This window comes from Neobacillus bataviensis LMG 21833, assembly GCF_000307875.1.
GTDB lineage: Bacteria > Bacillota > Bacilli > Bacillales > Cytobacillaceae > Neobacillus > Neobacillus bataviensis.
The window spans coordinates 14,856-33,577 of record NZ_AJLS01000058.1; the positions used below are offsets into that span (position 1 = coordinate 14,856).

The 18,722-nt window shown below is 43.5% G+C and carries 20 protein-coding genes; 6 read left to right on the plus strand and 14 right to left on the minus strand.

Annotation, left to right across the window (positions count from 1 at the left end):
- Window positions 1–7: 7 nt before the first annotated feature.
- Both BABA_RS28590 and fdhD read right to left on the minus strand, forming a co-directional pair.
- Window positions 8–580, minus strand: coding sequence for a twin-arginine translocation signal domain-containing protein (locus BABA_RS28590; RefSeq protein WP_007085200.1), 573 nt, complete (start codon window positions 578–580; stop codon window positions 8–10).
- Window positions 581–657: 77 nt separating this feature from the next.
- On the minus strand, window positions 658–1,419 hold the full coding sequence (gene fdhD, locus BABA_RS10705) for a formate dehydrogenase accessory sulfurtransferase FdhD (RefSeq protein WP_007085201.1): 762 nt from the start codon (window positions 1,417–1,419) through the stop codon (window positions 658–660).
- A gap of 456 nt (window positions 1,420–1,875) precedes the next feature.
- On the opposite strand from fdhD, the gene pdxK reads away from it, so the two are divergent.
- The 3 genes from pdxK (at window position 1,876) to bshB2 (ending at window position 3,950) form a co-directional block, all read left to right on the plus strand.
- Complete coding sequence (gene pdxK / locus BABA_RS10710) at window positions 1,876–2,718, plus strand: pyridoxine/pyridoxal/pyridoxamine kinase (protein ID WP_007085202.1); 843 nt, start codon at window positions 1,876–1,878, stop codon at window positions 2,716–2,718.
- A 193-nt stretch (window positions 2,719–2,911) separates the two neighbouring features.
- Window positions 2,912–3,259, plus strand: coding sequence for a YojF family protein (locus BABA_RS10715; RefSeq protein ID WP_007085203.1), 348 nt, complete (start codon window positions 2,912–2,914; stop codon window positions 3,257–3,259).
- 19 nt (window positions 3,260–3,278) lie between these two features.
- Window positions 3,279–3,950, plus strand: coding sequence for a bacillithiol biosynthesis deacetylase BshB2 (gene bshB2, locus BABA_RS10720; protein WP_007085204.1), 672 nt, complete (start codon window positions 3,279–3,281; stop codon window positions 3,948–3,950).
- Between the two features lie 32 nt (window positions 3,951–3,982).
- Here the strand turns inward: bshB2 and BABA_RS10725 are convergent, their stop codons facing one another.
- The gene (locus BABA_RS10725) at window positions 3,983–4,561 is read right to left on the minus strand and encodes a cyclic nucleotide-binding domain-containing protein (RefSeq protein WP_083865359.1); all 579 of its coding nucleotides are present in this window, start codon (window positions 4,559–4,561) and stop codon (window positions 3,983–3,985) included.
- A 23-nt stretch (window positions 4,562–4,584) separates the two neighbouring features.
- On the opposite strand from BABA_RS10725, the gene BABA_RS10730 reads away from it, so the two are divergent.
- Window positions 4,585–5,487 (plus strand): FixH family protein, encoded by a 903-nt coding sequence (locus BABA_RS10730; RefSeq protein WP_007085206.1) that lies wholly within the window; start codon window positions 4,585–4,587, stop codon window positions 5,485–5,487.
- 195 nt (window positions 5,488–5,682) lie between these two features.
- On the opposite strand, the gene BABA_RS10735 is transcribed toward BABA_RS10730, so the two are convergent.
- From BABA_RS10735 to BABA_RS10745, 3 genes are all read right to left on the minus strand, one after another.
- Window positions 5,683–6,762, minus strand: coding sequence for a PQQ-dependent sugar dehydrogenase (locus BABA_RS10735; RefSeq protein ID WP_007085207.1), 1,080 nt, complete (start codon window positions 6,760–6,762; stop codon window positions 5,683–5,685).
- A 15-nt stretch (window positions 6,763–6,777) separates the two neighbouring features.
- Window positions 6,778–7,632: a Cof-type HAD-IIB family hydrolase gene (locus tag BABA_RS10740; RefSeq protein ID WP_007085208.1), complete on the minus strand. Its 855-nt coding sequence runs from the start codon at window positions 7,630–7,632 to the stop codon at window positions 6,778–6,780.
- Between the two features lie 61 nt (window positions 7,633–7,693).
- Complete coding sequence (locus BABA_RS10745) at window positions 7,694–8,377, minus strand: DNA alkylation repair protein (RefSeq protein ID WP_007085209.1); 684 nt, start codon at window positions 8,375–8,377, stop codon at window positions 7,694–7,696.
- A gap of 126 nt (window positions 8,378–8,503) precedes the next feature.
- Between BABA_RS10745 and BABA_RS27695 the strand changes: the two genes are divergently transcribed.
- Window positions 8,504–8,647, plus strand: coding sequence for a hypothetical protein (locus tag BABA_RS27695; RefSeq protein ID WP_162829839.1), 144 nt, complete (start codon window positions 8,504–8,506; stop codon window positions 8,645–8,647).
- A gap of 44 nt (window positions 8,648–8,691) precedes the next feature.
- Here BABA_RS27695 and BABA_RS10750 read toward each other — a convergent pair whose 3' ends face one another.
- Window positions 8,692–9,792, minus strand: coding sequence for a PRK06851 family protein (locus BABA_RS10750; RefSeq protein WP_007085210.1), 1,101 nt, complete (start codon window positions 9,790–9,792; stop codon window positions 8,692–8,694).
- A 93-nt stretch (window positions 9,793–9,885) separates the two neighbouring features.
- Window positions 9,886–10,362: a Cys-tRNA(Pro) deacylase gene (gene ybaK, locus BABA_RS10755; RefSeq protein ID WP_007085211.1), complete on the minus strand. Its 477-nt coding sequence runs from the start codon at window positions 10,360–10,362 to the stop codon at window positions 9,886–9,888.
- Window positions 10,363–10,557: 195 nt separating this feature from the next.
- Here ybaK and BABA_RS10760 point away from each other — a divergent pair, with 195 nt between their 5' ends.
- A complete protein-coding gene (locus BABA_RS10760) occupies window positions 10,558–12,366 on the plus strand; it encodes a TIGR04190 family B12-binding domain/radical SAM domain protein (RefSeq protein WP_007085212.1) in 1,809 nt (602 codons plus the stop codon).
- A 158-nt stretch (window positions 12,367–12,524) separates the two neighbouring features.
- On the opposite strand, the gene BABA_RS10765 is transcribed toward BABA_RS10760, so the two are convergent.
- From BABA_RS10765 to BABA_RS10790, 6 genes are all read right to left on the minus strand, one after another.
- Window positions 12,525–13,232 (minus strand): ABC transporter ATP-binding protein, encoded by a 708-nt coding sequence (locus tag BABA_RS10765; RefSeq protein WP_007085213.1) that lies wholly within the window; start codon window positions 13,230–13,232, stop codon window positions 12,525–12,527.
- Between the two features lies 1 nt (window position 13,233).
- Window positions 13,234–14,013 (minus strand): ABC transporter ATP-binding protein, encoded by a 780-nt coding sequence (locus BABA_RS10770; protein WP_007085214.1) that lies wholly within the window; start codon window positions 14,011–14,013, stop codon window positions 13,234–13,236.
- The gene (locus BABA_RS10775; RefSeq protein ID WP_007085215.1) at window positions 13,988–14,962 is read right to left on the minus strand and encodes a branched-chain amino acid ABC transporter permease; all 975 of its coding nucleotides are present in this window, start codon (window positions 14,960–14,962) and stop codon (window positions 13,988–13,990) included. Before BABA_RS10775 ends, BABA_RS10770 begins: the two co-directional genes overlap by 26 nt.
- Window positions 14,963–14,977: 15 nt before the next feature.
- A complete protein-coding gene (locus tag BABA_RS10780) occupies window positions 14,978–15,859 on the minus strand; it encodes a branched-chain amino acid ABC transporter permease (protein ID WP_007085216.1) in 882 nt (293 codons plus the stop codon).
- A 73-nt stretch (window positions 15,860–15,932) separates the two neighbouring features.
- On the minus strand, window positions 15,933–17,123 hold the full coding sequence (locus BABA_RS10785) for an ABC transporter substrate-binding protein (protein ID WP_007085217.1): 1,191 nt from the start codon (window positions 17,121–17,123) through the stop codon (window positions 15,933–15,935).
- A gap of 318 nt (window positions 17,124–17,441) precedes the next feature.
- On the minus strand, window positions 17,442–18,647 hold the full coding sequence (locus BABA_RS10790) for an MFS transporter (RefSeq protein ID WP_007085218.1): 1,206 nt from the start codon (window positions 18,645–18,647) through the stop codon (window positions 17,442–17,444).
- Window positions 18,648–18,722 lie beyond the last annotated feature (75 nt).

Sequence of the window (18,722 nt, forward strand, 5' to 3'; positions counted from 1 at the left end):
AACTATGTCATATTCGTGCCTGGTGCTCTAAGTAAGTGACACCAAGCCCTCTCATTAGTTTCGCAAGCAAATAGGTTTCTTCATTATCAAGTGCTGCGCCGCCTAGGCTGGCAATTCTCTCTGTTTTATTAACAGTAATACCGTTTTCCACTTCAACAAACGATTTGTCTCGTGTTTCTTTTGTGCGCTTGGCAATGGTGTCAAGCATCCATTCCCAGTCTTTTTCCTCCCACTTATTGCTTCCAGGAGCACGGTAAAGCGGTTTTGTTAAGCGTTTCTCCGATGTATATAACTGTCTTAAAGTTGTACCCTTACTGCATAGCTTACCTTCATTAATTGGGTTATCCGGATCCCCTTCCGTATAAACCACAGTATTGTCTTTGGTGTGGACAAGGATTCCACATCCGACACCGCAGTAGCAGCAAATGGTTGGTGTTACAGTAGCTTTGGCAATTTTGAATTCTTTCGTTTTCGCATAGGCCTTTTTCTCGTTAAAGCCGAGTTCGACAACCGCAAGTGTTGCTGCAGTGGCGCCCGATAGTTTTAAAAATTGCCGACGATTTAAGTTCATTTCAACCATCACTATTCTCCTTCCCAGAATTTGATTAGAACATCCCATTTTTCTCTCTACGTCTTAAAAGCCTTAAATTCCCCCTTTCAGTACATCTCTACAGCTGACTCGGCATTTACATCATTTTCGACTCTTTCTCCGTCGGTATAAACAGTAGCCATTTTCCCTCGTAAATAGCCAATGACCTCGATATTTAAGTACTTTGCCAGCTGCACAGCCTGCTTAGTAGCGGCCGTACGCGAGCCAATGACAGGAAAGCCAAATTTGGCAGCCTTTGATAGCATTTCATATGAAACCCGGCCGGTTGTCAGCAAGATTAACCTTTCGGGCTGTAAACGATTTTTAAGTGCATGACCAATAATTTTATCGACAGCATTATGGCGGCCAATATCTTCCCTGATGGTAATCGAGCCGTCTTCTTCGATAATACATGCCCCATGCATTCCGCCTGTTTCGATATAAAAACGGGAATTTTGGGCAAACTCACTTCTCTTTTTTAATAGATAGCTTAATTTGCAGGTTTGGCTTGACGCCACCTTGGCAAAATTCTTCACATCTGTCATCGAAAAGAATGTGACACCTCTGCCGCAGCCGGCTGTGTAGTGTTTCTTTTTAGAAAAGACTTGTTCTTCGTCAAAATGGGAGCGGAGTTCGACATGGATCCTGCCCATTTCTTCGTTGACCAGAATTGACTCGATCTCACTTGCATCCTCAATAAATCCTTCCGAAAACAAATATCCATATGTCCAATCCTCTAGGTCGAATTTTGTCAGCTGAAATACAGCAATTTCATAACCGTTGATTAGTAAGGAAATGGGATATTCATCAGGACACCCTTTACGGTTCATTCTTTTCACATCCCCTCGGGAAATTATTTTTCCTTATTTATTCATTGTAAAAATAGTACCAATAACGCTCAGCGACATTTGTCACTTTGTCGAATGATGGTAGTAACATCTTTCAGTTTTTACTAACATTCACTTAACAAAGAACGTACCTGTACAATAGACCACGTATTTGTGACAAATTTCCTACAATTTCAGCAACTCGAATTTTCGCAACGTATAGTAAACGGTTTCATTAATTAAATGGATGACCTTCTGAATCAATCGTACTTTTCCTTTTATTATTTGAAAGTAATATTTATCACGGAAAATGCATGTATCTAGTACAAATGGAGGATTTGTCATTTTTCTGTCAACATTTGTTCGGGTAGAATCCTAGGCGTAAATGATTACTGATTTCTGTTAATTTTTCAAAAATGATTTATAATAATAACGAGGATTTAGAAGGAGGAAGACATAATGACCATTAAAAAAGTAATGACCATCGCTGGCTCTGATACAAGCGGCGGGGCGGGGCTTCAGGCAGATTTAAAGACATTCCAAGAACTTGGCGTTTACGGGATGAATGCCCTCACCTGCATCGTAACAATGGATCCAAAAGATAATTGGCACCACGATGTGTTTCCAATTGAGGTAGATATTTTAGAAAAACAACTGGAAACGATTCTTTCTGTCGGGATTGACGGCATGAAAACCGGTATGCTTGGAACCGTTGAAATCATCGAATTAGTCGCTAGAAAAATCGATGAGCATAAATTAGAACGTGTTGTTATCGACCCTGTCATGGTATGTAAAGGGGAAGATGAAGTCCTAAATCCAGAGACAGCCGATGCGCTGCGGGAACTTCTTGTGCCCCGCGCCTTCGTTGTCACTCCGAACCTTTTTGAGGCGGGACAGCTTGCCAGTATGAAAACACCGCACACATTAGAAGAGATGAGACAAGCTGCTGTGAAAATTCATGAGTTAGGAGCAAAAAATGTCCTTATCAAAGGCGGCAGCAAGCTGCAAACAGAGGAAAAATCGCTTGACCTTCTCTATGACGGAAAAGAGTTTAGAGTGTACGAATCAGAAAAAATCGATACTACCTTTACACACGGGGCAGGCTGTACCAACTCCGCTGCCATCGCTGCCGAGCTGGCAAAAGGAAAATCAGTTTACGAAGCAGTGGAAGTATCCAAGGAATTTGTTTCAGCAGGCATTAAGCAAGGCTTCCGTTTGAACGAATATGTCGGCTCGACATGGCATGGTGCTTACCGCAACGCTAAAAATGTCACGGAATACTGCGAAGATTGTAACGAATAATATATTGCCGAAGAGCCAATCACCAGATTGGCTCTTCGTTTCATGTGTCATTCATGGTGTCAGGCACCGTTTCTCACATTTCAAGCATGGATTTAGCATTTTTTTACTGATTTTAGTATGATAGTTACATTATAAATGAAAAATAGTTTATAGCTTCGATAATGGACTTTAATGGGGAAGGAGTTGTTTGGTTTTGCAGATAATTGAGTTGGAACGCGTCCAGAAGGCGATTAATGACTTTGCTAATAAGGATGTATACATTCACCTTGAAACCACGAACGGTGCCTATGCATCGCACCATAATCAAGAATTCTTTTCCGCGGGGGCTTATATCCGCAATGCCCTTGTTCGATATGACTTGGGGAAAATCACTGGAAATGGACCGCACCGTGTGGGTCTTAAACTAGATCTTGGCTGGATTTACGCTGAAGGGATTACCCATTTTGAAATTGATGAAGAAAATCATCTATTAATGGCGGGCCATGACCATAGTGGCAAGCTGGCTGTTGCTTTAGAGATTAGTACGACTCCATTTGAATAATCGGAAAGGAGAATAAATAATGGAAAAAGAACGCCATGTTTTAGTCGTTTTCCCGCACCCGGATGACGAGGCTTTTGGTGTCTCCGGAACCCTTGCGACCCATGTACAGAACGGAACTCCCGTCACATATGCTTGTTTAACTTTAGGGGAAATGGGACGCAATATGGGGAATCCCCCATTTACCAATCGGGAAAATCTACCAAAGATTAGAAAAGAAGAATTAAAGGCAGCTGCCCGCGCTATAGGGATCCAGGATCTTCGCATGCTTGGCTTCCGTGATAAAACGATTGAATTTGAAGATGAAGATTATATGACGAACACCATGCTAGCAATCATTGAGGAGGTAAATCCTTCCCTCATTATTACTTTTTATCCGGGCTATTCAGTCCACCCTGACCACGATGCCACCGGTGCGGCAGTCGTGAGGGCTGTAGAAAAAATGCCTGCCGCCGCACGGCCAACCCTACACTGTGTGGCATTCTCGAATAATTGCATCGAGGAGCTTGGCGAAGCAGATATTATCATCAATATAACCCCTGTTGCCGACAAAAAGCTGGCCGCCATTCGCGCCCACCGCTCACAAACAGAGCAAATGTTGGTCGGGATGGAAGAGAAATTGAAAAATCAAGATCCGCAAACGATGGTATGGATCAATAATGAACGGTTTTGGACATATAAGTTTACAGATTAAAAGCCCTTCTCAGCGAAGGGCTTTTTTCTATCTTAGTATTCCTTATGCAGTAGTGTGCACAGGCTGCACCAGTCAAGGATGATGATCTTTCTCGACTTCATATCGATGATTCCATCCTTTTTTAATTTCGAAAAAACGCGGCTGACGCTTTCCCGGGTTGTACCGACAACCGTAGCAAATTCCTGTACGGTCAACGGAATTTCAATTTCCCATCGGTTTTTCCCTGTATTAAATTTATTCCCCAGCCGTTCGAGCGTTTTTACCGTTTTCGCATATACATCCAGCAAGGCAACATCTCGCAGCTGCGAGGTCATTTCCCTAAGCGCATCACTCATATAACTGATCAATTGCATCGATAGTTCAGGATAATTATATAAATCCTGTTCCAATTCATGCTTATCCAAAAAGAGAATCTCTCCATCTTCCAGCATCGTTGCCGTCGCCGGATAGAACTCTGTCTTTCGTGTAAACAAGCATGCCTCCGCAAATATATCCCCTTTTTGCTTAATACAGACAATAATTTCATTCCCATTTTCATCCTGTTTGGTCAGTTTGACCGCCCCGGAAACCACAAAGTAGACCCCTTTTGCTGCCTCATCCTCTGCGATTATTTGTTTTTAGGGGGGATTGACTCATGAAGAAACGACTCTTGTTCGCCTTACTGCTGATAGTCGCGATGCTCGCCGGCTGTGGATCCGGGCCTGACTATACGGTCAAAGTGACAAAGGAGCTTTTTTACCAAAAGGATACGGCAGCAAAGTTTGAAATTAAAGTAACAGAGGGGAAAAAGGCTGTCAAGGGGCTTGAGGTTTCCGCGGAATTTTCCATGGCCAATATGGATCATGGCACAACCGATGTGAAATTAACCGAAGGAAAAGACGGAGCCTATTCTGGTGAGGTTGCGCTTCCGATGAGCGGTAAATATGAAGTGGCGTTTACGTTGGAAAAGGACGGGAAGAAATCCGAAAAGGTCATTGACATCAACGTCGTGAAGGCCAAGGGTGTCGCAAAATTGAATGGTGAATGGATTACGAATGACGATGTTTCTTTTTATAAATTGATTAATCAGCTGCAGCTAGCGATTTCACTGGAAACAGCGCAGAAGAAATACAGCGGGGCACAATTAGAGGAAGAACTAGCCTATCTAAAATCACAAGAGAAAGTCATCGATGATAAAAATCAATTAGTCACGCAGATTATCCGCCTCCGTTCGATGGCACTGCTTGCCGAGGAAAAGGGCCACAAAGCGGATGTGGCGGAGGTTGATGCGGCCTTGGGGAAAGTACGTGACCAATATAATGGGTACGAATCCGCCCGGAAGTTGATTGGTGACTACGGCGAAGATAAGTTCTGGGCAACGGAAAAGCAGCAATATGAGATGATCGTTCTCGCGCAAAAGGTACAAAAGGATTTAGTTGACCAAGTCAAAAAGGAAAATCCAACAATGGGCGAGCAGGAAGTCTACTTCCAGGCGCAAAAAAAATACGAGGAACTCCTCGTCTCCCAAGTAAACTCCTTAAAGATCGAAATTCTTTAGGGAGTTTCTCAGTTTTCCCCAATAGCTATCTTCAAAGAGCCCTTATTAAAGACAAAACTGTTCGGTTTTCCCCAAAAATGTCTTCTAGAGCCCTTATTAAAGACAAAACTATTCGAGTTTCCTCCCAAAATGTCTTCAAGACCCCTTATTAAAGACATCTTTTCAGTTATTTGGCCTAAAATGTCTTTAATCTCCTTATTTCAATTCCCCCAACTGAACCCGATAAAACTTATCATCCTTCTCGTCCGGATTCCCTCGGCCGTCGGTATTATTGCTGACAAAGTATAAAAACTCGCCGTCAACGAACACGTCCCGGATCCGCCCAAAACCGCTAATCACCACGCGAGTTTGTTTCCGTTCCAAATCGAACTCCCGAACGGCATTTCCCTTTAATGTCGCCGCATAAAGCTTGCCGCCAGCGGCTGCCATTCCGGATGGTGCCCACGTTTCAGCCATACCTGATTCAAAAATAGGTATCTTCATTCCAGCTTTCTTTTCCTTACCCTGAATAACAGGCCAGCCGTAATTCCCGCCGGCCGCAATCCGATTGATTTCATCATGGGCCGATTGCCCGTGCTCACTCGCATACAAGGTCTTCCCAATCCACACCAGTCCCTGCGGATTCCGGTGGCCATAGCTATACACATAGGAATTCGGAAACGGATTATCCGGAGGAACCGTCCCGTCCACATTCATCCTCAGAATTTTTCCATTTAATAAATTCAGCTTTTGAGCGACCGAAGGCGTTGTCGCGTCACCCGTAGTGATATACAGCTTCCCATCCTGGCCAATCTTCAGTCTGCCGCCATGATGATAGGCGGCGCTTGGGATCCGGTCAAGAAGAATCCGCTCCTCCGTCCATGCACCACCATTATACCGTAACACCACAACCCGATTAAATTGCCCGCCCCCGCTGCTATCCTCATATGTATAATACGCAAACGCCTGCTGGTTCTGCGCAAAATCTGGATCCAACACAAAACCCAACAATCCCGCCTCAGCTGCCCCGGACAGCGGCTTTTCTAACTGAACATGCTGGCGTTCTATTTTACCGTTATCAATTTCGACGATGCTTCCAGTTCGTTCACTAAGATAGAAGGTCTCCCCCACCTTATCAATTGACCATGGGACGGATAAATTTTCCGCGATTACTTCTAAATCCAACTGACGATGAACGGGCAACTCCGCTTGCCTTTTATCTTTATCTTTTTCAAAAAAAGAACAGCTTGAAAGCAACAAAATTAGCACCAATAAAACGGAACCAACCCGGTACATTAGCCACCAACTCTCCTATAACACTTCTAAAATGGCCGTCGCTACACCATGATCATTATTCGTATCCGTAATCACATCGCATAATGCCTGAATTTCATAGTTTGCATTTCCCATTGCTACTGATCTGCCGGCACGTTCAAACATCGATACATCATTATAATTATCGCCAATCGCCATTGTCTCGGAAATATCGATCCCTTTCAACCTTGCGAGGGACTCAAGCGCAATCCCTTTCTGTGCCTGTTTATTGGTAACTTCCAGATTTTCATCGCCTGATGCAGAAACAGCAATCTCCGAAAATTCGGCAAGCGATTTGCCTGCGGCTGCAAGTTTACTCGCATCAAACGAAAAGACTAACATCTTATAGATTTGAACGGATTCGTCGGCAAAAAGAGTTTCATAATCCTCCACAACCTTGACCAAACCATCGCGCAACCTCGCCCCGGCAGCATACATGATCTCATCGCGGTCTGCTTCAGGATTCGCGCTGAGGATAATGTCGACAAGCGTTGATACCGCCTTATCACCATCGACAGTACAGGCAGCCTTGTCCGTATATACCTCAAAATAAATATCAAGTTCATTAAGCTTTGCCGCTACCTCACGCGCCATTTCCTTCGCTATCGGAGTCGCAGAAAGAATCTCTCCTTCCTTCGAACGGATCTCTGCGCCATTCACACAAATAATCGGACACTTCAGACCCGCCTCTCCCAGGACGTAGGTGGCCTCCTGATACGACCTGCCCGTCGCAACGACAAATTCAACCCCTTGTGCCTGTGCCTTTAAAATGGCCTGCTTATTTTCCTCACTGATTTGTTGAACCGAATTTAATAATGTCCCATCCATGTCTGATGCTATCATTTTAATCATGCTGATCCACCTTCACTATTTTTTCCATTATCGCCATTCTAACATGAACCTCCGAACATTATTAGCGTAACGCTCGATCCAGATACTTACTGCCTTCGCGAACACTTAACGGCGCCAAAGACTGACCCTCAATAAACACCCTCACCGATGACGGATTCGTCTTCGAGTATTCCCGTAATGCCCAACCAATTGCCTTTTGGATAAAAAATTCCTTACTGTCAGCGTTTTGCCGTATGTATTGATAAAGCTTCTCTTCATTTGTCTTTTGTTTATACTTTAATTGAAAAAGAATTGCCGCCCTCCTGAGCCACATATTATCGTGAACGGCCCAGCCATCAATCGTTTCCCCTACCACCTCTGGAAACTTCTCCGCGATTTTACCTACAGGTTTAGGGGCAATCGCATCAACAGTATCCCACCATGATTTTGAAGTAATGAGCTGCTCCATGAAGGACAAATCGTCTCTCTGCAGCTTGTTCATCATTTTTTCTAAATAAGTCAAGGCAGTATATTGGTATTCTCTTTCATTTTTCCCCCAAAGTTCAGCAACTAATTCCTTGTTAAACGGCTCCTGTAAAACCCCCGGTTCCTTAAAAAATTGCTTTTCTAACTGCTTCCGCAAAGGCGACTTGATTCCTAGAAAAGGAAAATGGCCTTTCATATAGTTCTTCATCGGTTCGGCATTTGCTTCGTTGCGGTTTTCCCTGAAAAGCTTTGTTAATAAATCGATACTTGATGTTACCATTACCCGTCCTCCTAAAAGAGATCCTCTGTACTAGTTCTACTTTCTTCCATTTTCTCCTTTATTTAAACGGCATAAACCAATCGCCAGTTGCCACACTAACATTAGCTTAAAAAGGAGGGAAACAAGATGACCAAGAAGTTCAATAAGGGAAGCCAAAATCAAAATTCCCCGCAGGCCGGGCATGCTGAGGCTGAATTTGCTACGGAGTTTGTCAGCGGTGATAACAGCAAGGGGAAAAAGAGCAATCACACACAGAAAAAGAAGAAGTAATAAACAATGGGTGCCGGTATTTTTCATAACCGGCACCCATATTATTACCCCTTAGCGTTCGCTAATTCCTTTATTTCCTCCGCAATCCTCCCTTGAATCCTTTCCACTACAGAAAAATCCATCGCGGCCACATAAATCTCCTCCAGCTCATCATGTAGATCCTTTGCCTTCGCAAGATAGCTAGTTGCCTCGGTCATTTTGCTTTTATATCTTGCGGCAATTTTACTGATGATCTCCGCAAACAGGTCATCTGTACCCGGCTCAATCAAAATCTCATACATATCAATGATCTCATCGCCATCACGGCTTGGGAAATACTCATGCGGTGCCGTACTGTCAAAAATCGCAATACCGAGCTCTCGTAAGATCAGCATATCAAGGCTATGCGGGTCAAAACCGCAATGGTAAATTTCGATATCGACGCCGCGCTCTTCGGCCGCCGCGGCTAATTTTTTCAACATCGTCGATTTACCAGACCCCGGACGCCCCTTAACGAAATAGCGCTTCGGAATTTCCTCGGTTAAATTGGGAACAAAATCAACTGCCCCCATCGGTGTCGCTGCCCCTAAGAAGCGATGGCGCACATCCGAAGTCTTATGCAATTTCATTTTTCCAAAAAAGGTTTCAATTAACTTGTTCGTCAGTTTGTCTGCCTTTTTAAAATCCATGCTATTAATATAAATTTTTTCCCAATCATCGTGGATCTCTAGCGCTTCCTTAAATGTTGCGTAAGCCTTCTGGAAGGACGCACTAATCTGGTCGGTCAGCTTCTGAATTACATTTTTTTGAACACTAAGGGCGCGGGCATCCCAGGCCTCGCCAAGGTTTATATATTCTTCGACCGCTCCGGGTGCTTTCGGCTCAATCACATGCGGCGCCGTTCCGTCGACAATCCCCACCTTCAGGCTTGGGATCAGAACACCATCTATTGAATTATTATCTGAGGCACAATGAAGAAACTCGACATCGTATCCTTGTTCCATCCACTCATGGCCAATTTTCTTCATCAGTGATGATTTGCCTGTTCCAGGGCCGCCCTTTAGAATAAATATCCGGTCTAAGCCTTGGAGATTAGAGTCGTAAAGGCTATGGAAGCCTCTCGCAGTATTCCCGCCGGCAAAATAATTTTTAACTTTCCCTGCCACTCATCAACACTCCCTTTTACATGACAATCGCTAAGTTCATTTCACCTTATACTATGCTTTTGCTGTTTATGGGTGAGTGCCTATTAAAATTTCTTACTTCACAAGATCGATGATTTCCGCTTTCGTTAGTTCCTTTAAATCGCCGGGGGCAAGTACAATTTGCACACCAATTTTACCGGCACTGACAATGATCGAATCAATCTGCAGGCTGGTTTCATCAATAAAGGTCTTATAGTCCTTTTTCATTCCAATCGGTGAACAGCCGCCCCGGATATATCCCGTCCATTTTTGAATATCCTTCACGGGAATCATCTCCACATTCTTTTCGCCCGCCGCCTTTGCTGCCTTTTTTAAATCCAACTCTTCTGCAACAGGAATAACAAAGACATAAATCGCCTTACTATGGCCCTGAGCGACAAGCGTTTTAAAGACCTCTTTCACATCCCGGCCAATTTTCTCCGCTACCGAAATCCCATCAATTTTTCCATCTTTATTTTCATATGTAAGCATGCCATAATTGACCTTTTTTGCATCCAGAATGCGCATTGCATTTGTTTTTACTTGTGCCATTTTGATCATCCCTCTATTTTTTCCTTTTATTGTACCAAAACCATACACAAATTCACCCAAAATTTGTCACCCGATTGTCACTCTCTTAGTCCATGATTATAGTAAACTTAAATTATCTTAAAATACTTACCATCAAATCCCTATATGTGAAAAATATCACAAAATTTAAGAAACCAATATCAGAGGTGATTGTAAATGAAATACGACCTAGTTCTGTTACATGCACCAAGTGTATATGACTTTCGAAAAAATTCCTTGCTCGCTGGCCCAATTAGTGATGTTGTCCCGTCATCGCCTGTATTTGAAATGTATCCGATTGGGCTGACAAGTATCGCCGATTATTTGGAGCGCTATGGGCTGCGGGTAAAAATTATCAATATCGCCAACCGCATGCTGATGAGTGAAAAATTCGATGTTGAAAAAAAATTAAGGAAAATCAAAACGAAGGCCTTCGGGATTGATCTCCATTGGCTGCCGCATGCCCATGGCAGTATTGAACTTGCCAAAATCGTGAAAACCCTCCATCCGGAAACACCGATGATCTTCGGGGGCTTGTCCGCTACCTATTATCATAAAGAATTAATTGACTACCCATTTATCGATTTCGTCATGCGCGGCGACTCCACAGAAAAATTGATGCTCCTATTGATGAACAAAATTGAGGTAGGCAACACCCATTATGCCGACATTCCCAACCTTACCTGGAAAAAGGGCAGCGAAGTGGGCTGCAACCCGATTACTTATGTACCAAAGGATTTAGATGATATTGATGTGCCGGGGTATCGTTACACCATCCGCTCCGTATTTAAATACCGCAATTTCCTTGACCCACTGCCATACAACGGCTGGCTGCAATATCCGAACACCGCGCTGTTGACCGCAAGAGGCTGTACACAAAACTGTCTGATTTGCGGTGGTTCGAGGGAGGCATATGACCAAAACTGCAACCGCAATTCGCTGGCATTGCGGTCACCGAAAAAATTAGTGGAGGATATTCAATTTATTTCCCGCTTCAGCCGAGCGCCGATTTTCATACTCCATGATCTAAGGCAGGGCGGACGCGAATATGTTACAGAGTTTTTCAGCCGGCTAAAAAAACTAAATCTTAAAAATGAAATTGTCTTTGAACTTTTTCAATATGCAGACGAGGAATTTTTTAAACAGATGAATGACAGTGTCCCAAAATACAGCATTGAAATTACCCTTGAAACCCATGATGAGAATATCAGACGTTACAATGGGAAGTTCAGCTGCACTAACCAAAAAGTGATTGATACACTTAATTTCGCCTTGAAAAATGACTGTAAAAAGATCGATCTGTTCTTCATGGTCGGGATTCCGGGGCAAACCTACCAAAGCGCCATTGAAAATATTGATTTTTGCGAAACGATTCATCTTGCCTGTAGCAAGGATCCAAGGATCTTTTACTTCGTCGCACCGCTTGCACCGTTCCTTGACCCGGCAAGCCCGGCATTCGAGCATCCGGAAATCCATGGCTATAATAAACACTGCCATACACTCGAGGATCACCGCAAAGCGATCACCCAGCCGTCTTGGAAGCATATGCTCAGTTATGAAACAAGGGATATGACACGCGATGATATTGTCAATTCCACCTATGAAGCAGCTGAAAAACTAAATGATTTTAAACTAAGATACAATTTAATTGACCAGGAAGGTTATCAAGAAATTAAAGAAAAGATTGGGAAGTCGAGGGACTATATTGAAAAAATTGATCATGTCCTTTCCTTGCCTGAAGATGCACAAGCTGTCGAACTTTCAAAGATTCAAAAGGAGATTAAAGAAGTAAATGAATATAGCATTTGCGGGAAGAACGAATTAAAGTGGGAAGTTCAAAAGAATTATGCTAACTTCTTTTCGCTTGCAACGGTGGGCATCGAACAGCTTTATGAGGATTATATGATCAAAATCAGACATCGCCTAAGCCCACAAAGACGGCAACAATTCCAGCTTGATCCTGAGCAAAGGAAAATGAAAATATAAATATGAAAAGCGGAAGCGCCTTGCCCAGGGGCGACAGGCATAAGACGAGCCGGCGAGAAGGTTGTTCTTTAACCTTCTTGACGGATTGGCTTATGACCCCGAGCCCCTAGGCGCTGAAGCTAGACACGGAAAGGTGTTGGGGGCTCCCCAACACCTTTTTAATGCCCACCCAAGTAGGCAGCTCGTATTTGATCACTTTGGCTTAATTCTTCCGCCGTACCGGCAGCGACAATTTTTCCTGTTTCAATGACATAAGCCCTGTCAGCAATGGAAAGCGCCATATTGGCATTTTGCTCAACTAACAAAATGGTTGTCCCCGTTTTATTAATTTCTGCAATAATATTGAAGATGGTTTTGACTAATAACGGTGCAAGACCCATTGAAGGCTCATCCAGCAGCAATAAACGCGGTCTGGCCATCAACGCCCTACCCATTGCCAGCATCTGCTGCTCACCGCCTGAAAGGGTTCCTGACAGCTGCTTCCGGCGCTCATAAAGGCGGGGGAACAACTGATACACCTTTTCAAAGTCTTCCTTAATACCTTTCTTATCCTTCCTTAGGTAAGCACCTAACTCAAGGTTTTCCTCTACTGACATGTTGGCAAACACTCTGCGGCCTTCCGGTACCTGGGAAATACCCCTTTTTACAATCGCCTGCGCCACCTTACCAGCAACGTGCTCATTTTCAAAGGCGATTTCCCCATTTTTAGGCTTAAGCAACCCGGAGATCGTCTTCAACAGCGTACTTTTTCCGGCACCATTGGCCCCAATCAAAGTAACAATTTCCCCTTGATTGATGTCGAGGGAAACGCCCTTCAAGGCATGAATATTTCCATAATAGACGTTAATATCACTGATTTTTAGCATGTTACGAGACCTCCTCGCCGAGATACGCTTCGATGACTTTAGGGTTATTTCTGATTTGCTCCGGTGTACCTTCGGCAATTAATTGACCATGGTCTAGTACATAGATTCGCTCACATACACCCATAACAAGGAGCATGTCATGTTCAATGAGGAGAATCGTCAGGTCAAACCTTTCACGAATCAAGGAAATCAAATTCATTAATTCATCTGTTTCCTGCGGATTCATCCCCGCTGCCGGCTCATCCAGCAAGAGTAGCTTGGGATTTGCCGCTAATGCCCGGGCAATTTCGAGGCGGCGCTGCTGTCCGTACGGCAGATTCTTTGCCATCTCATGCATAACCCCATCAAGCTTGAAGATTTTTAAAAACTCAATTGCCTTTTCCTCCATTTCCTTCTCACCGGAAAAGTGGGAAGGGAGGCGGAAGATCGAGCTTAAGATAGAATGCTTGGCAAGCGAATGATAGGCGACCTTTACATTATCGAGTACCGATAGATCGCCGAACAAACGAATGTTTTGAAACGTTCTGCTGATCCCTTTTTGGTTAATTTTATAGGGAGCTTGGCCGTTTAATTTTTCGCCGGCTAATGAAATGCTGCCCTCAGTCGGAACATATACACCCGTTAACAGGTTAAAAAAGGTCGTCTTTCCCGCGCCATTAGGCCCGATTAAACCGACAAGTTCACCTTGTTTTAATTCAACATTCACATCCGAAACAGCCTTTAAACCGCCGAAACGGATGCCGGCATTTTCAACTTTAAGCAGTGGTGTTTTTGCCGTCATGGTGCACTCCTCCTTTAGCGGATTTGCCAATTTTTAAGAAAGAGGTGATTTCTTTTGTTCCCATCAATCCTTGCGGGCGGAACAGCATCATCACAATCAGCACAAGGCTGTAGATCACCATCCGAACCTCCGGATAATTAGAAAGGAAGGTTGAAATAATCGTTAACAGAATCGCCGCAATAACGGAACCTGACATACTTCCCAGGCCGCCTATTACGACTAAAATCAAAATATCAAAGGATTTTAAGAAACCAAAGTTTGTCGGCTGGATAATATAAAAGTTATGGGCATGCAAGGCACCGGCTACACCGGCAAAAAAGGCGCCAATGACAAAGGCCATTACTTTGTAAAAAGTTGTATTGATCCCCATCGCATCTGCCGCAATTTCATTTTCGCGAATCGAAATACAAGCTCGCCCGTGCGTCGAATTCGTGAAGTTTACAATCACCACAATCGTGATAGCCACACAGGCAATCAGCCAAGGCCATGTCGTTAAGTGAGAGACAGTCATACCGCTGGCACCGCCGACATAATCAAAATTCAAAAAGACAATCCTGACAATCTCGCCAAAGCCGAGAGTCGCAATTGCAAGATAATCGCCGCGCAGTCTTAAAGTTGGAATCCCGATAATTAATCCGGCAATCGCTGCGGCTAAACCGGCAGCAATGATAGCAACTGGGAAGGGCAGACCCAATTTCATCGTCACAATCGCTGAGGCATAGGCACCAACAGCAAGGAAGCCGGCATGTCCAATCGAAAACTGTCCGGTAATCCCGATAATTAAATGGAGCGAAGCAGCAAGGATAATATTGATTCCGATGGAAAACAAGGCATTTACATAAAAGGAGTTTAATGTCCCGCCATTAATCAGAAATTGAGTAACCACTGAAAAAATAACGACAACAGCCATTGTGCTCCAAAAACCTTTTGCTTTTTTCAAACTATTCATTCCCTCTGCACCCCCCTAGACCTTTTCCCTGACATTTTTACCAAAAAGGCCAGCAGGACGGAAAATTAAGATTAAAATTAGAACAATAAAGGCTACAGCATCGCGCCATAGTGAGCCGCCTGTCGCGCTCACAAGGGCTTCAATGACACCCAGTAATAATCCGCCGGCCATTGCCCCCGGGATAATCCCGATACCGCCAAGTACTGCGGCAACAAAAGCTTTAAGCCCTGGAATAATCCCCATTAATGGTTCAATTTTTGTATAGTACATCCCGAACACTACTCCCGCTGCACCTGCAAGGGCTGAGCCAATCGCAAAGGTGGCAGAAATGGTGTTATTCACATTAATCCCCATCAATTTGGCTGCATCCATATCATGTGAAACGGCACGCATGGCTTTACCAATCTTGGTTTTATGAACGATAAACTGGAGGACAATCATTAAGAAGAGCGAGACAGCTAAAATTAGGATCGACTGGCCGCTAATTTTAACACCGAAAATCTCTAAACTTTTTAAAGGAACGATCCCATTTGGATAGGCTTCCGGCTGGGCGCCGCGAATATAAATGGTCCCGTATTCGATAAAGAGCGAGACACCAATCGCTGTAATCAGAGCTGCAATCCTAGTGGCATTTCGTAATGGCTTGTACGCAATTCGCTCGATTAACACACCGAAAAGGGCGCAGGCAGCCATGGAAATAAGTAATGCAGGGAAAAAACCTAAATCTAGTATAGTAATAGAATAAAATCCAATAAATGCACCGACCATGAAGACGTCCCCATGGGCAAAGTTAATTAATTTTACAATACCGTAAACCATTGTGTAGCCTAGGGCAATCAACGCATAAATACTCCCTAGGGAAATACCGTTCACTAGCTGCTGGATAAATTGTTCCATGTTTAGACACTCCTTAGAAAGGACTCTTTAAGACGAGAATAGGGAGAAGAGCTCTCCCTATTCTTTTAGTATTTTATTCTGGATCTACTTTCGATTTAAATGTTTGCTCGCCGTCTTTGAACTCTAAGATAACCGCAGATTTGATTGGGTTGTGGTTCTTATCCAGCTTCAATTTTCCTGTTACTAGCTCTAAGCCATTTGTTTCAGCCAAAGCCTTTTGGATCTTTGTCGAATCACTGCTGCCGGCACGCTTGATTGCATCGGCAATGAAATATGCAGAATCATAACCTAAGGCATTGAACGCATCAGGAGTTTTATCCTTGTATTTTGCTTTAAATGCTTTTACAAACTCTTGTACCTTTGGATCATTGTCAGCAGGAGAATAGCTGTTAGTAATAAATGTATTGTTCAAAGCGTCTTTGCCGGCAAGTTCAACCAGCTTCGGAGAATCCCAGCCTTCGCCGCCCATCATTGTCACATCGATTCCTAACTCTCGACCCTGCTTGATGATTAGACCAACCTCTTCATAATAGGCCGGTACGTAAACAAAGTCAGGATGTGCACCCTTAATATTGGTTAACTGCGCACGGAAGTCTGTATCCTTGGCCACAAAGGCCTCTTCCTTCACAATTTTCCCACCTTGCTTTGTGAACGTTTCCTTAAAGGAAGCAGCTAAACCTTTTGAGTAGTCGCTGGCGCTATCAAGAATAATAGCCGCTGTTTTGGCCTTCAAATCTTTAAAAGCAAAGTTCGCCGCTACCGTTCCTTGGAACGGGTCGATAAAACAAGTACGGAAAACATAATCATTCAATTTGCCATCTTTAAATGTCACGTCTTCTGCTGTTCCACTTGGTGTTAAAAGTGGTATTTTATTACTCTGTGCAATTTCAATTTGTGCCTTTGTATTTCCGCTAGTAGCAGAACCGATAATGGCGACAACCTTATCTTGACTGATCAGCTTTGTCGCACCAGAAATAGCCTCAGGTGCTTCAGACTTATTATCAAATGGAACAAGCTCAATTTTTTTGCCGTCAATGCCGTCTTTATTAATTTCCTCCAGTGCTAAATCAATACCCTCTTTAATCGATTGGCCGTAAGATGCTACACCGCCAGAAAGCTCCAGGTTGGCACCAATTTTAATCGTTCCGCCCTTGTCCGATTCCCCGCCATTACTTGAAGAAGTTGAAGAAGAATTACATCCCGCCATTACACCTGCCGCTAACATGAGCGACATAAAAATACCAGCTGTTTTTTTCTTTCTCATGGCAATACCCCCTGTTTTTATAAAAATTTTTCTGAACCAATTGTCCCACTGTTGCCAAAAAAGATAATATTCTGAAAACATTGTACCCAATATTTCTTAGTTCGTCTAGTCTATTTACGAGCTATTTTAAAATAATTTGCAAAATAACAAAAATTATTTTTTTATTTGATGAAAACGCTTTATAACTGTAAAGATAAGAAGGATTTTCCTGTAAATCGAATGGAAATTACTTTTTTAAATATTTTGTCTACATATGATTCTTCTTCTTGCCTTCCGAAAAAGAGACCCCCTAAATCAGGGATCTCTCCGTTCAAATTATTATACTAATTCTTTGTTTTTTGTTTCCTTCCCTAAAAAGAAGACGGCAAAAGCACCAATGAGGACGGAAATACAGAAGATCATAAAAATGGTCGAAATCGATACCTTTCCAGTCACTAGATAACCAACTAATAAAGGCCCTAAAACACCGCCAATCCTGCCAAAGGACGCAGCCATACCTGTTCCCGTCCCGCGAATAATGGTTGGATATTGTTCAGGGGTATAGGCATAAAGTCCACCCCAGGCACCCAAATTAAAAAACGATAACAGAACACCTGCTGTCATCAACATGGCTGTTGATTCAGCGGCGCCAAACAAATACGCACTTGCAGCTGTTCCAATTAAATAGACAACTAAGACAAATTTCCGGCCAAATTTCTCAATAAACCAGGCAGCCGTAAAATAGCCCGGCAGCTGTGCCAGCGTCATGATGAGCACATATTCAAAGCTTTTAATTAAACTAAAGCCCTTCATAACCATCACACTTGGCAGCCATAAAAACATCCCATAATAGGAGAATACCACACAAAACCAGACAATCCAGAGCATGGCGGTTGGCCGTGCGTACTCCTTTGACCATAATTTCTTCATACTTTGAACGGCTGAGATTTTCTCCTTGTTCTTCACCGCTGTAAAACGCGGCGAGTCCGGCAGATCCATCCGTAAATACAACGCATATAATGCCGGAACGGCACTAATCAACAGGGCAACCTGCCAGCCAAACCTCGGAATGATAAAATAAGAAATGACCGCAGCAACCAGCCAGCCCCCCGCCCAAAAGCTTTCAAGTAAGACAACTATTCTGCCGCGCTTTTCTGCGGAAACACTCTCTGACACAAGTGTAGAAGCAACCGGAAGCTCCCCACCTAAACCCGCTCCAATGAAAAACCGTAACACTAAAAAAGCAGTCAAGGTAGTAGTAAAGGCTGAAGCACCACTGCCAATTGAAAATAACAATAACGTAATGATAAAGACATATTTCCGGCCGATTCTGTCAGCCATTAGGCCAAATACGAGTGCCCCTACGGCCATACCGATTGAATTGATGCTGCCAATCCAGCCCATCTGACCCGGCGTTAACTCCCACTCCACCTTTAATGCCGCAATAATGAAGCTGAGCATGCCGACGTCCATGGCATCAAACATCCAGCCCATTCCGGCAATTCCCAGCAATTTTCGACTTGATAATTCCCTTTTCTTATTCATCTGATCCTCCTATGTACCATCACTATTTACATTATTCCCCATAATCCGTGATTTTTAGAGAAAAAAAGTAAATCT